At 71.7% G+C, this 13226-nt stretch carries 10 protein-coding genes; 9 read left to right on the top strand and 1 reads right to left on the bottom strand.

Translation table 11 applies throughout. The features are described from left to right. The first annotated feature begins 503 nt into the window (after positions 1 to 503). The 3 genes from J8J14_RS17675 to J8J14_RS17665 are packed head-to-tail and all read left to right on the top strand — an operon-like array spanning position 504 to position 5018. A complete protein-coding gene (locus J8J14_RS17675) occupies positions 504 to 1265 on the top strand; it encodes a TnsA endonuclease N-terminal domain-containing protein (RefSeq protein ID WP_209380864.1) in 762 nt (253 codons plus the stop codon). Continuing rightward, positions 1255 to 3453, top strand: a complete 2199-nt coding sequence (locus tag J8J14_RS17670) for an integrase catalytic domain-containing protein (protein ID WP_209380863.1) — start codon at positions 1255 to 1257, stop codon at positions 3451 to 3453. The genes J8J14_RS17675 and J8J14_RS17670 overlap by 11 nt, the downstream gene beginning before the upstream one ends. A gap of 2 nt (positions 3454 to 3455) precedes the next feature. Further along, positions 3456 to 5018: an AAA family ATPase gene (locus tag J8J14_RS17665; RefSeq protein WP_209380862.1), complete on the top strand. Its 1563-nt coding sequence runs from the start codon at positions 3456 to 3458 to the stop codon at positions 5016 to 5018. Between the two features lie 400 nt (positions 5019 to 5418). On the opposite strand, the gene J8J14_RS17660 is transcribed toward J8J14_RS17665, so the two are convergent. After that, positions 5419 to 5826 (bottom strand): hypothetical protein, encoded by a 408-nt coding sequence (locus tag J8J14_RS17660; RefSeq protein WP_209380861.1) that lies wholly within the window; start codon positions 5824 to 5826, stop codon positions 5419 to 5421. Positions 5827 to 5912: 86 nt separating this feature from the next. Here J8J14_RS17660 and J8J14_RS25505 point away from each other — a divergent pair, with 86 nt between their 5' ends. From J8J14_RS25505 to J8J14_RS17630, 6 genes are all read left to right on the top strand, one after another. Further along, positions 5913 to 7682, top strand: coding sequence for a heparinase II/III domain-containing protein (locus J8J14_RS25505; protein WP_209380860.1), 1770 nt, complete (start codon positions 5913 to 5915; stop codon positions 7680 to 7682). Between the two features lie 29 nt (positions 7683 to 7711). Continuing rightward, a complete protein-coding gene (locus J8J14_RS17650; protein ID WP_209380859.1) occupies positions 7712 to 8614 on the top strand; it encodes a hypothetical protein in 903 nt (300 codons plus the stop codon). Beyond that, on the top strand, positions 8611 to 9873 hold the full coding sequence (locus J8J14_RS17645) for an O-antigen ligase family protein (protein WP_209380858.1): 1263 nt from the start codon (positions 8611 to 8613) through the stop codon (positions 9871 to 9873). The genes J8J14_RS17650 and J8J14_RS17645 overlap by 4 nt, the downstream gene beginning before the upstream one ends. Further along, complete coding sequence (locus J8J14_RS17640; protein ID WP_209380857.1) at positions 9866 to 10543, top strand: sugar transferase; 678 nt, start codon at positions 9866 to 9868, stop codon at positions 10541 to 10543. The genes J8J14_RS17645 and J8J14_RS17640 overlap by 8 nt, the downstream gene beginning before the upstream one ends. Positions 10544 to 10690: 147 nt before the next feature. After that, positions 10691 to 11923 carry a DegT/DnrJ/EryC1/StrS family aminotransferase gene (locus tag J8J14_RS17635; RefSeq protein WP_209380856.1) on the top strand — a complete coding sequence of 411 codons (1233 nt, stop codon included), beginning with the start codon at positions 10691 to 10693 and terminating at the stop codon, positions 11921 to 11923. Next, positions 11920 to 13197, top strand: coding sequence for a glycosyltransferase family 4 protein (locus J8J14_RS17630; protein WP_209380874.1), 1278 nt, complete (start codon positions 11920 to 11922; stop codon positions 13195 to 13197). The genes J8J14_RS17635 and J8J14_RS17630 overlap by 4 nt, the downstream gene beginning before the upstream one ends. The last annotated feature ends 29 nt before the right edge of the window (positions 13198 to 13226 follow it).

The following is a 13226-nucleotide window of genomic DNA, read 5'->3' as shown; positions in this document are numbered from 1 at the left end:
TTCATGGCTGACAGAATCGCAGGAATACCGCATCGTTCCAACTGAACCCTGCAATTCCAGCATCCCAAATCCCGAACTTTCCTGCTCCAGATCAACAGGTTGCTGGTTATTCAAGGCCGACTATCTACAGCGATTGGTGCTTTGGGCCGTCCGGCGTCTCCAGGCGACTCATGGCAGCGTAGACGATGTATCAGTCGCGGCATTGCTGCGTCTGCAGCGCTTCTACCCCTCCTTGTCACCCGAGCGTCTCAACGAGTGCATCTCGCGCGCTATCCTATCCGGGAACAAGCTGCTCCCATGACGAATCATTACACCACGGGCGCTCTGAAGCCTTTTGAAGTCAGACGCGAGAGAAAAGCGACGGTGGAGCCGCGCGTGAAGCACCTTACGGCTCAGCGGAATGCTGAAAGCTCCGGATATGGCTCTTCCGACCAAAAGATATTCAGGTGAGAAGCCGACGACGAATCGCGCCAGAGCGTCGCATCGCCCAGGGGCGGGGGCTTATGGACGGGGCGACTTACCGCCCCTTCCTTGAGGTCGGGGACGTCTCGTCGAGCGGCTTCACCTCAGCCGTCCCGAGCAAGGACGGCGCGCGCAGCGAGCACGTCTTCTCGCGCCTCGAGAAGGGCGCCCTCCTGCTGTTCCGCCGTGATCCCACCATTGTCGAGTACCGGGAGCAGGTGGCTCTGTGGCCGATCGAGGAGACTGACGAGATCGCGCGCAGCCTCGGCTTCCGTCGGCTGCGGGACAGGACGGGCAAGCCCTATGTAGTGACCACGGACTTCCTGCTCTTCCGCGAGGACGGCACGAGGGAGGGGGTGTTCGTCAAGCCGATGGAGGTACTCCTCAACTTCCCTCGCGAGTCCGACAAGGCTGCCATCGAGGCGGAGTTCTGGCGGCGGCGTGGCGTCGGCTTCCGCATCCTCACTGACGAGGAACTCACGGATGGGTTGATCACGAACTTAGAGATCTTCCTTGATCACCAGAAACCACCCGAGGGGTTCGCGGATCCCGAACGTCAGCGGGCATGCCTGGACGCGTTGAGGACCGCGCTCGACGGGTCGTCCTACGCGCCGCTCCGGCGCGTCTGCCTCAGCCTGGACTGGGCGACACTCTCCCCCGAGGGAAGCCACATCGCCCTTCTCAAGCACCTGCTGAGCATGCGGCGCCTGAGCATGGACCTCGGACGTCGCCTGCGGGCGGAGCGCCCCTACCGCATCGGGGGCCGCTGGCTCCTGCCCTTGGAGGATCAAGATGCGCCCTGAGGACGTCGCGCGCAACCGGCTGCTGCTGTTCGGGGAGGACCGGGAGACCGCGCGCCCGATGCGCGTGCTCCGCAACAGACCGAGCGAGGACGTCCTTATCCTCTTCGACTGCGCGGACCGGCTCGCGATGCCCGAACTGTTCCACGTGTCGCAGCTCCCCGAACTGCCGCTCCGCTTCGCGCCAAAGGACTCCTTCTACGCGCCCGCGACCCACGACGACCTCATCCCCGAGAAATACAAGACCCGTCGCAACACGAACTGGGTGAGCCTGCAGTGCCTAATCGGCGAGAACGAGCGGGAGCGCGAGGAGAACGAGCGCAGGCTTCTGCACCCGGTGGAACGGGGTCGCATGATCACGCTAGCCGTCGTGCGCAGCCGACGGGCCGAACCTACGATGTACCGACTGCTGCGCCTCTGGTGGCGCGGCGGCATGGTCGAAAACGCACTCCTGCCGCGCTGGGACAGGTGCGGCGGGCGCGACAAATTCGTGCCGCCCGCGGACGGGCGCCGCCCGGGACGCCCCGCCAAGGGACTTCGCGGCCTCCTCGCCGAACCATTCGATCCGGAGAAGCTGACGAATGCCGCGGACTTGTACGGCCGGTTGATCGCGCAGGGCACCACGCCGCGCGAGGCCTACTTCCAGGTCCGGCTCGGCGTCTACTGCGTAAAGGAGGAATGGTCGAACGTGACGGGCAGACCGCTCGACGGCACCCCCGACGAGGAGGGCGGCGCCGACGTCCTCCCGCCTTCCGCACCACATATTCCGAGCCGGGCGGTCCTCCACTACCACGCGATGAAGAGCACTACGCGGGCGAGGATCGAACGCTCGCGGACGTCGCGGGACCGCTTCGACAAGGATATTAGGAAGCGGTCCGGCACAGCCGTCACCGGTGCGCGCGGCCCCGGACAAGTTTACGAGATCGATGCGACACAGTGGCCCGTCCGGCTCCGCAGCCGGCGATCCACCGTGGACGACATCGGTCTTGGCACCCTCTACTTCGTCGTCGACCAGTACTCTCAGGCCTATGTAGGGTTCCACATCTCACTCGACGCGGAAAACAGCCGCGGCGCCCGGATGGCCCTGGCGGTTGCGTGCATGGATAAGGTCCGCTTCATGCGCTCGATCGGGATCGAGATCGGGCCCGACGATTGGCCCATGCATCATGTCCCGACTGAGATCGTGACGGACGGCGGGCCGGGCTTCACGGCGGTCGACCTGCGCGACGCGGCGCGTCCTCTCGGCGTACTACCGACGAAGACGCCGAGCCGGAAGCCGTTCCTCAAGCCCTTCGTTGAGAACAGCTTCGTTCGGGGCGAGCAGTCGCTGCTGAACCGCAAAGTTGCGAACCATGACGGCCTCGGCGAAGTCGCGCCTCGGCACCGGCTGAACGGCGTCCTTACCCTGCCGGAGCTGCGGCGCCTGGTCGCCTACGAGATCCTCCTGCTGAACCGCTCCACCCAGGTCCAAAGAGTTCCGCCGGATTATACGAGCGCGGACGCGACGAAGCCGACGCTCGACGAGCTCTGGCACTTTGGGGTCCACGGTCACGGCGTGCCGAAGGTGGCCGATCACGAAAAGATTGAGCGCGCCCTTTACCCGCGTGTCACCTTTGCCTGGACGTCGAACGGCCTGCGCCTGGATGGCACGGACCTGCTCTACCACACCGACTCGGACGAGGTGTCCATGGAGCGGCTGGCGCGCCGCCGGGCCGAGCGGTGGACCGGCACGGTCAATCCAGACGCAGTGGAGGAAGCGGCGATCTACCTGCCGGACGGCACGCGCCTGCCCCTCGCCCTCGCCAAGGGCCTAGAGAAGCGCTTTCCCCGCTGGACGTACGACGAGGTGCAGGAGGAGCGGGACCGCGGCGCCGGGAACCAGCCCGCGAAGCGCGACCTCCTGGACCACGAGGCGTCGAAGATTCGGGCACGCCAGGACGCCCTCGTCCGCCAGGCGGAGGACGAGGCCGGAGGAGTGGTCGCGACGCCCTCGGAGGCATCAGCCCGCCTGCGCGCCGTCGACGACCCGGTGCGCGGCGCCTTCCGCAAGTCCTCAAGGGCGAACCCGCTCAAGGATGATGGCGCCGAACCGGCGGAGGACGTCGCGTCTCCGGCGCCGCCCGCCCCTTCGCCGTACGGGCATGCCGGGGAACACGACGCGCTCCTGAACGATCTCATGGGGGAAACCTAGCGGTGGATGCCGAGGAAGACCTCTTTTCGGGGCGCGTCGAGGACGCCGTGTATAGGATGCCGCTCGCCCCGAGCCATCGCGGCAACCCGCTCATCGAGGCGCTGCCGCCCATCCTCGTCGAGCGGGTCGACATCCTCCGCTCGCTCCTGAACGACGTCGTGTTCGACCCGGAACTGAAGGATGCGCCCGCACGGATTCGCCTCCACGAGCTGGACCTCCTGCGCCAGCTCTGGATGCCGCAGCCCGTGCACGCGGTCCTTGAGGGGCGGATCTCCACGATGCTTCGGAGTGGCTACTTCGCCCGGAACCCGCGCGACCTGCGCCGCTGGTACGAGACCATGGAGCAGGCGCGGGCCGATCTCGCCCGTGCGGCGGACGCCCAGGAGGCGAAGGTGATGCCCGGGAGGCGGAAGGCAGCCCCGAAGGTGGTGCAGGCCCACTCCACCGGCCTCTCGGTGATCGGAACCTCCGGGTGCGGAAAGACCACCTCGGTGAAGCGAATCCTGTCCCGCTATCCCCAGGTGATCGTGCACGGCGCCGAGGCGGACGACATGCCGGTGACCACCCAGCTCGTCTGGCTCATGATCACCTGCCCCGGGGACGGGGGCGTCGTCGGCTTGGCTCGCGCGATCATCCGCGCGTTTGACGTGGTCCTCGGCACGAACCTGTCGGACGGCTTTATCCGGAGCCGGGCCTCCGCGGAGACGATGCGGGCCGCCGCTGTGTCGCTCGCGCACTTGCACGCACTGGGCGTCCTCGTAATCGACGAGATCCAGATCCTGCAGCGCTCGAAGGGTGACAACGCCGAGAGCATAATGAACTTCCTGCTCACCATGATGAACGACCTGCGCGTCCCGGTCGTCGTAATCGGCACGGGCGGAGCGAAGGATTTCCTCAGCAAGGAACTACAATCGGGGCGCCGTTTCTCGAGCGGCGGCCATTTCCCCATGGGTCCCCTCGCGCGGGGTCCGGAACTCGACGGCTTCGTCCGCAGGCTCTGGAGCCGCCGCCTCGTCCGGGAGACGCCGGACTGGGATGCCTTGGAGGAGGGTCAGCGCAAGGCAATCCTGCGGACGATCTGGCTCATGACCGCTGGCATCCACGACCTCGTCGTGAAGAGCTTCATGCTCGCCCAATGCCGCGCGCTTGAGGTCGGCGGGGAGACGCTCACGCCCGAGGTCTTCAAGACCGTGTACGAGGTGGACTTCGCGATGTTGCACGACGTGATCCGCCGGATGCGAAAGGGCGGGCAGGTGGACGACGCTGAGTGGGATGCGATGCGGAACGCGTTCATGCCCGGGTCGTTCGCAAAGGTCGAGCCTGCTTTCCCCGTCGCTCCGAGAGCTGCGGCGCCGGTGGGGGGGACTGACGCCGACGAGAGGAGGGATAAGCCCGCCCATCCCGGCGAGGCACCGGCCAAGCGGAAGCGTGTAAGGAAGCCGTCGCCGCCGCACCGGGACAGGAAGGCCGACCCCGACAGGGGGGCGGCCTCGGTCGCGGAACTGCGGGCGTGCGGGATGCTTGGGCGTCCCCTGACCGGGGAGAGGGGCGACGTGGTGGGCTGACGCCGCCCGCCCATACTCCCGTCAGTTCCGCGTCCGGAAGCGCGCCTTCGGGCATTCGCGCTGGGGATCTGCCTTGCTCATGCAAGCTAGCAAGAAGAATTCCGCATCAACTCCCCTTCGGACACCCCGGACTTTCCGAGCGCCCCACGCGTTCGATTGATCACCGTACCGGACGGCGTCCTTGCGTCTCAAGGCCGGCCGCCTTCGATGCCGGGAGGCGAACGGTGAGACGTCCCTGGAGGTCCAGCCCATACGGATCGCGATATCCAATCGCCCGAGAGCGGACGTCGGGGACAATCTTCGTTTTCGCTGCGAGGGCGTGGAGACGTCCGGGAAAGTGTCTTCGTTTTCTGCGAAGGAGTTAAACGTCGCATATGAGTTTGGGAATTCGCTAATTCGATTAAAGGGTTAATGGGGAGAGGCAGAAACGAAGTTCGTTTTGTTGATCCAGCGCGGCGAAGAAGGCTTCCGTGTTGGAGAGCGGCTCGCCCATATCGGCGCGGAGGGGTGGCTGCGGGACCCCGCCTGGCTGGATGGCCGTGGGCTGGAACGGTGCGTTGGGGACGGGCGCGGGGATGGCGGCCGGAGGCGCGGGGCTGGCCGGGCGCCCGCCGGCCGCATCCAGGATCCGCTGCAGGATATCCTGTTGGGTGCCGGGCGGCAGGGCGGGGAGGAGCGTGCCCCCCGGTAGGGTGGATGGCAGAGCGGGCGGCGCGAGCGGCTGCCCCTGCGCCAGGGCCCCTCCGCCGGGCGGAAACGCCAGCAGGAGGGACATTGCCAGCCGTGCTGCCCTGCCCGCCTTCGCCAATGCCGCTCCTCCGTTCCGCTCTGCGCACCGGCAGCCGGTGATCCGGTAAGTTAACAATTTCGTGATCGTGGTAAACAGGGTGCGTCATGTCTCTCCAAGCGCCCCGCCTGCTTCTCCGCCTCGATGCGGCCCGCCGGCTGGGAACCCGGCCCCTGTTCTGGCTGGCCTGGCACAGGCTCCTGACCGCGGGGGGCGCGCCGCGCCGCGCGTTGCGCGGCCACGGGGTGCCGGATGGGCCCTTCCTGCCCCTCGCTGCTCCTCCTGCACCGGCCCTGCCCGGGGCAGCGCGGCAGGCGGTGCTGGAGCGGGCGCGAAGCCTGCCCCCCGTGGTGGTGCACGGGCCCTTCGATCCGGGCGCGGGTGCATTGCGGCTCGATCTTTTCGGGCCGGGCGATATCCGCCCGGTCTGGGAGGCGAACCGGCTGGCCTGGCTGCCCCTCCTGGTCCAGGCGCACCGGCTGGAGCCCGGCGGCGGGCATCTCGCCCGCGCCGAAGCGGAGTTGGCGGCCTGGCTGGCGGCCAACCCGCCCTTCCGCGGCCCCAACTGGGCCTGTGGGCAGGAGGCGGCGCTTCGCGCGCTGCACCTGGCCCTCGCCCATGGGTTGCTGGGCGGCGGCCCGGCCTCCCCGGGGCTCGCCGGGCTGCTGCGGCTGCATGCGCGGCGGATCGAGGCCACCCGCGCCTATGCTGTGGCGCAGGACAACAACCACTCCGTCAGCGAGCCCGCGGGGCTGCTGGCCTGCGCCTGGCTGCTGGGGGATGAGGCGCTGGCGCGGAGCGGCCGGGAGGGCCTGGTGCGCGCCATCGGGCGGCTGGTGGCGGCGGATGGCGGCTTTGCCCAGGTCTCCACCGGCTACCACCGGCTGCTGGTCGATGTGCTCTCGGTCCTGGAATGGCTCCGGCGCCGGCATGGCGCCGCGCCGCTGCCCGCCTCCTGCCAGGCACGCGCCGCCTCCGCCGCGCGCTGGCTGGCGCGGCTGGTGGAGCCGGAAACCGGCGCGTTGCCCCGGCTTGGGCACCAGGATGGCTCCGCCTTCGCGGATCTCTCCCTGTGCGGCCCGCATGATGCGCGCGGCAGCGTGGAGCGGGCGGCGCGGCTGCTGGCCGGAGCCTCAGCGGGGGTTCCCGGCGATCCCGGCTGCGCCTGGTTGGGCCTGGCACCCGCCCCCGCCCTGCCGGCCGAGGCCGAATGGCTGGCGCAGGGCACGCGGGGCTGGCGGCGGGGGAATGCGCGGGCGCTGCTCCGCACGGGGCCGCTGCGCTTCCGCCCGGGGCAGGCGGACCTGCTGCATCTCGATCTCTGGCACGGTCCGCTGAACCTGCTGCGGGACACGGGCACGGGCGCCTACAACCCGCTCCCGGCCGAGGCCTGGTGGGCCGGTTATTTCACCGGTGCCACCGCTCACAACCTCATCCTGTTCGACGAGGCGGAGCCGATGCCGCGGGCGGGGCGCTTCCTGCTCTCCCGCTGGGTGCGGACGGGGCTGCTGCCGGATGGCGCCTTCACCCGCGATTCGCGCGGCAACCGCCATGCGCGGCGCGTGATGCCGGGCGAGGCCGAGTGGACCGTGGAGGATGCGGTGGAGGGGCCTTTCCGCAGCCTTGCCCTGCGCTGGCATCTCGCCCCCGGTCCCTGGCGCCTCACCGGCCGGGGCGTTGCGCGGCCGGAAGCCTGCATCGTGCTGCATTCCGACGCGGAGCTCGCCATCAGCCTCGAACCGGGCTGGGAGAGCCCGGCCTATGGGGTGGCGCGGCCCGTGCCGGTGCTGGTGGCGCGGGCGGCGGCGCCCGTGCGGGGGATCACCACACGAATCCGCTTCCGCACCGATTGCGCTGGGGCCGGGGTCGCGGCCTAAACTGCGGGCGCACGAAATCGTGATTGGGAATGCCGCTCGAACTTCTCCTGCTGGGTGTCTGGCGGCTGCGCTGGCGGGTTGCCGGCGCGGCCATGGGGCTGCTGCTGCTGGGCGCCACGCTGATCCTGCTCTGGCCGCGGCAATACGTGGCGGAGGCGGTGGTCGCCCCGGCCGAGACCACGGGGCTGGCCGCCTCCACCCTCATCCAGGGTGGGCTGGTCATGCCTGGTGGCCTGCTGGACACGCGGGCGGGCGGCAACTTCGCCATCTATCTCGCCAATCTCCGCAGCCCGGAGGCGGCGGCGATGCTGGCGCGGGAAACGGGCATCCTGGCCGAGCTGACGGCCCAGCGGATGAACGGTTTCACGGGGCAGGTCCGCACGCTGCTCGGCTTCCCGCCATCCCCGGCGGACCTGGACGATGTGGACCGCTGGCTGGAGCGGAACCTGGCCGTGACCCAGTCCCTCGCCACCGTGACCACGACGCTCTCCCTGCCGCATCGGGACCGTGAGGCGGCGCTGGACATCCTTGCGCGCCTGCACGGCTTCGGGGAGGCGCGGGTGCGGCAGAGCCTGGACGAGCTCGCCCGGCGGCGCGTGGCGGCGCTGGAGGCGCGGCTGGCGGCCGAGCGCGACATCTACATGCGCACCCCGATGTATGAGCTGCTGGCGCAGCACCAGCGGGCCGGGGTGATCGCGGCGGCGGACGAGGCGGTGGCGGCGCGGCTGGTTTCCGCCCCCAGCGTGGGGATCGCGCCCGCCCTGCCGAACCGGCCCCTGCTGCTGGTCCTGCTCGGGGTGACGGCGCCGCTGGCCTGCCTGGTGCTGGCTGCCTGCCATGTCCTGCTCTTCGGCCTTCCCCCGGGCGGGGCGCCGCGCCGGGGTGGGGCGAGGATGGTGCAGCCCGTGCTCGCCCGGGCAAGCGAGGAATGAGCACGGCGCCCTTCCTCGTCCTTCCCCGCCCGGGCGCCGCCGGCCTTGCCGCGCTGGCCGGGCTGCCGGCCGCCGCCATGCAGTTCGCCGGCGCGCTGAAATCCACGCCGCCCCTGGCCGGGCTGCCCTTCGACCTCACCCTGGTCTCGGCCGCGCTGCTCCTTCCCGGGCTGGTCCTGCTGGCGGCCGGCACGCGCTGGCGGGCGCGCCCGGTGCTGGCGCCGCCGCTGGCCTGCGCGGGGCTGCTCTGGCTCTGGCTCGTGGTCGCGGCGCTCTGGAGCCCTTCGCGGGAGGTGCTGGCGGCCAAGCTGCCGGAAGCGGTGCTGGCGGCCCCGGCCATGCTGCTGGCCGGGATGGTGGTGGGCGGCGATCCCGGCGCGCGGCGGGGGCTGGCTGCAGCCACGCTGGCGCTTGGGCCTTTCGTGGCGGGCACCGTGGCCTGGGGGCTGGCCCATGGGCAGGTGGTGCTGGGCGGGATGGTGGGCGCGAATCCGGAGATGGTGAGGGTGCAGTACCAGCTGGCCGGGCTGGCCATCGCCTGCGCCGCGGGGCTGGCCGCGCTGAAGGTGGTGGAGACACGGGGCCTCCTGCGCCTGGCCTGGGCGGGGCTGACCCTTGTCCTCGCCCTGGCGGGACTGCTGCCGGGCGGGCGGGCCGGGCTGATCGCGCTGGGGCTGGCGGTGATGCTGGCGCCGGCTGCGCATCTGTGGTCCGCGCGGCGCGGCCGGGCGGCGCTGGGCTGGGTGGCGCTGACGGGCGGGGCCGGGCTGCTGGCCATCGCGGCGCTGCTCGCCGATCCCGGCCGGGCCGAGGGGCTGCGGACGCTGGAACGCTTCACGGGGGACGGGCTGGCCGCCTCCGCCCGCCCGCTCCTCTGGGCCGAGGCGCTGCGCTGGGCGGGGGAAACCCTGCCCTGGGGCCTGGGGACAGGGGCCTTCACCCTGGCCGCGGGGAACGGGGAGCGGCGGGGCCTCTATCCCCATAACCACGCCCTGGAGGCGTTGGCGGAGGGAGGGCTGCCGGGCATTCTTCTCTGGCTCGGAGCCTTCGGCGGGGGCGGCCTGCTGCTGCTGGGCCGGTTGCGGGCCTTGCCGCCCGGGGCCGGCGGGCGGCTCGTTGCCCTGGTGCTGCCGATCGCCCTGGGGGCCATGGTTTCCACCGACATGGGTAACCGGATGGTCTGGTTCGCGCTGGGCCTCGCCCTTTCGGCCGGGCTGGAGGCCGAGCCGCGCCGGGCCGGGGAGCCGGGGATTGGCTGAAGGCTTCTATGCCCGCCATGCCAAGCGCTGGCTGGACCTGGGCGTGGCGGCGCTGCTGCTGGTGCTGCTCCTGCCCGTGCTGGCCGTGGTGGCGCTGTCCGTGCGGGTGGCCCTGGGGCCGGGCGTGCTGTTCCGCCAGCCCCGTGCCGGCCAGGGCGGCCGGCCTTTCATCCTGCTGAAGTTCCGCTCCATGCGGAACCCGCGCTTTCCCGGGGAGCCGGACGAGGCGCGGCTGACGCGCTTCGGGCGGTTGCTCCGCGCCTCGGCGCTGGATGAGGTGCCGCAGCTGGTGAATGTGCTGCGCGGGGAGATGAGCCTGGTGGGCCCCCGGCCGCTGCCGCTGGAATACCTGCCCCGCTACACCCCGCGCCAGGCGCAGCGGCTCCGGGTGCTGCCCGGGCTGGCGGGGCTGGCCCAGGCGCGCGGGCGGAATGCGGTGCCCTGGCAGGCCCGGCTGGAATGGGATGCGCGCTACGCGGCGCGGGTCACGGCCCGTGGGGATGTCGCGGCCGTGCTGGGCACGCTCGGCGTGCTTCTGGCCAGGCGCGGCGCCTCGGCGCCGGGCCATGCGACCATGCCGGAATTGCCGCCGCGCGCCTCCCCTGCCCTTCGGCGTGCGAAGGGAGCCCGCAAGCCGTCCCGCGCCAGGAGGCGGCGGGGTTCCGCGTGATCCGCGGCCCTTCCGCTGCCGGCGGTTGCACCGGGCTGCAGGGCCGGTGGCAGGCGGAGCAGAATTTTCACCTGGGGTTGAACAAGCCCTTGCGGATCGGCCCGGAGGCGTTTCAACTTGCGCTCGCGATTTCGTGAGGTCGCAACGATGACGCTGTGCCTGACGCCAGAGGATGAGCCCCCCGCCGAGGCGGGGGGCTCCGGGGAGGCGGTGAATGTGCTGCCCTTCCGCCGCCCCGGCGCGGGCGCGGTGGCCCGGCCGCGCCTTCACCTCTCCCCGCCGGAGCTGGCGGGCGGGGAGATGGAGGCGCTGGAGGAGACCTTGCGCAGCGGCTGGCTGGCACCGGCCGGGCCGATCCCGAAGGCCTTCGAGACGGCCTTCGAGGCGGTTTCGGGTTTTGGCCATGCCCTGGCCACCTCCTCGGGAACCGCCGCGCTGCATCTGGGGTACCGCGTGCTGGACGTGGCGCCGGGGGACGAGGTCTGGGCACCCACCCTCACCTTCGTGGCCACGGTGGCGCCGGCCGCGCAGATGGGCGCGCGGATCACCTTCCTGGATGTCTCGCGCGAGACCTGGACGCTGGATCCGGAGCTGCTGCGCGATGCCCTGGCCCAGGCGGCGCGGGAGGGGCGCCTGCCGCGCGTGGTGGTGCCGGTGGATCTCTATGGCCAATGCGCCGATCTCGACGCCATCGTGGCGGCCTGCGACCGCTGGGGCGTGCCGGTGATGAGCGATTCCGCCGAGAGCCTGGGCGCGATGGGCCGCGGGCGCGCGGCGGGGCAGGGGGCGCGGCTCGCCTGCTTCTCCTTCAACGGGAACAAGATCGTCACCGCCGGGGGCGGCGGGGCGCTGGTTTCCGACGATCCTGGGCTGATCGCCTCCGCCCGGCACCTGGGGATGCAGGCAAAGGAGGCGGCGCCGCATTACCAGCACGAGACGACGGGCTATTCCTACGGCTTCTCCTCGGTGCTGGCGGCGGTGGGGCTGGTGCAGCTCCGGGCGCTGCAGGCGCGGGTGGCGGCGCGGCGGGCGGTGTTCGCGCGCTATGTCGCCGCACTGGCCGATCTGCCGGGCATCTCCTTCATGCCGGAACCCGCCTGGGGCCGGTCCTCGCGCTGGCTGAGCGTGATGCTGATCGACCCCGAGCGCTTCGGCGCGGACCGGGAAATGGCCCGGCGCGCGCTGGACGAGGCAGGGATCGAGAGCCGGCCCGTCTGGAAGCCGCTTCACCTCCAGCCGGCCTTCCGCGGGGCGCGCAGCATCGGCGGCGGGATCGCGGCCGGGCTGTTCGAGCGGGGCCTCTGCCTGCCTTCCGGCGCCATGGCGCCCGGCGAGCAGGCGCGGGTGATCGAGGTGATCCGGCGGCTGGCCAGGGGCTGACGGCGCTGAGAATTCTCTATCTCCACCAGCACTATTCCGGCCCGGGCGGCGCCACGGCCACGCGCGCCCATGCCATGGCGCGGGCCCTGGCGGCGCGCGGGCATGAGGTGACGCTGGCCTGCGGGCGCTACGACGGCGCGGTGACCGGGCTGGAGGGACCGTTCCGCCGGGGCATGCGGGAGGGGCGCGTCTCCGGCTTCCGGGTGGTGGAGTTCGACATCCCCTGCGGCAACGCCATGGCGCTTGGGGCGCGCAGCCTGGCCTTCCTGCGCTACGCCCACCGGGCGGCCCGGCTGGCCCTGGGCGGCGGGTTCGACCTGCTGCTCGCCTCCTCCACCCCGCTTACCGTGGCCTTGCCGGCCCTGGCCGCGCAGCGGCTGCGCGGCCTTCCCTTCATCCTGGAGATCCGGGATCCCTGGCCGGAGCTGCCCCGCGCCCTGTCCGAGGCCGGTATGGGCGGCGTGGTGCCGGCGCCGGCGCTGGCGGCGATGGAGCGCCTGGCCGACGCCGCCTGCCGCCGGGCGCGCGCCGTGATCGGGTTGACCGAGGGGATGGCGGAAACCGCCATCGCACGCGGGGCCGATCCGGCGCATGTGCATGTGGTGCCGAATGGCTGCGACCTGGACCTGTTCGGCCCGCATGTCGCCCCATGGCGCCCGCCCGAGGCGGCGGCCTGGGAGGTGCTGGCCGTCTATGCCGGGGCGCATGGCCGCGCGAACGGGCTGGATGCCGCGATCGGGGCGGCGACCATCCTCCGCAACGGGGGCGAACGCCGCCTGCGCCTGCTGCTGGCGGGGGAGGGCGGGGAGCGTGCCCGGCTGGTGGAGGAAGCGGCGCGGCGGGACCTGCGGAACGTCACCTTCCTCGATCCCATGCCGAAGGCGCGGCTGGCCGGGCTGCTCTCCGGCGCGGGGATCGGGCTGCACCTGCTGGCGCCCGTGCCGGCCTTCGCCGAATGGACCGCGCCGAACAAGCTGATGGACTATCTCGCCGCCGGGCTGCCGGTCGTCACCAACGCCCCGGGCCGCGCCGCGCGGCTGGTGGAGGCGCATGGCGATGATGGCGCCTGCGGCATCGCCGCGCCCCCCGGCGACGCGCCGGCCCTGGCCGACGCGCTGGCGGCGCTCGCCGCGAATCCGGCTCGCCGGGCCGCGATGGGCGCCGCCGCACGGGGGCGGGCGGTGCGGCTCTGGGACCGGCGGCTGCATGCCGCGCGGTTCTGCGACCTGCTGGAGGCCGCGGCGGGCGAACGGCCCCTGGCGCGCGCCGCCTGAAGCGAAGCGGCACCCGCAGGGCCGGCATC

The organism is Pararoseomonas baculiformis, assembly GCF_017813395.1.
GTDB classification, from domain to species: domain Bacteria; phylum Pseudomonadota; class Alphaproteobacteria; order Acetobacterales; family Acetobacteraceae; genus Roseomonas; species Roseomonas baculiformis.
Note: the sequence above shows the minus strand (reverse complement) of the source record. Positions and strands in the feature narration are given on the sequence as shown.

Coding starts and splice junctions, on each gene's coding strand:
- J8J14_RS17675 (WP_209380864.1), top strand. CDS start 504: ATGGACGGGGCGACTTACCGCCCCTTCCTTGAGGTCGGGGACGTCTCG.
- J8J14_RS17670 (WP_209380863.1), top strand. CDS start 1,255: ATGCGCCCTGAGGACGTCGCGCGCAACCGGCTGCTGCTGTTCGGGGAG.
- J8J14_RS25505 (WP_209380860.1), top strand. CDS start 5,913: ATGTCTCTCCAAGCGCCCCGCCTGCTTCTCCGCCTCGATGCGGCCCGC.
- J8J14_RS17650 (WP_209380859.1), top strand. CDS start 7,712: ATGCCGCTCGAACTTCTCCTGCTGGGTGTCTGGCGGCTGCGCTGGCGG.
- J8J14_RS17645 (WP_209380858.1), top strand. CDS start 8,611: ATGAGCACGGCGCCCTTCCTCGTCCTTCCCCGCCCGGGCGCCGCCGGC.
- J8J14_RS17635 (WP_209380856.1), top strand. CDS start 10,691: ATGACGCTGTGCCTGACGCCAGAGGATGAGCCCCCCGCCGAGGCGGGG.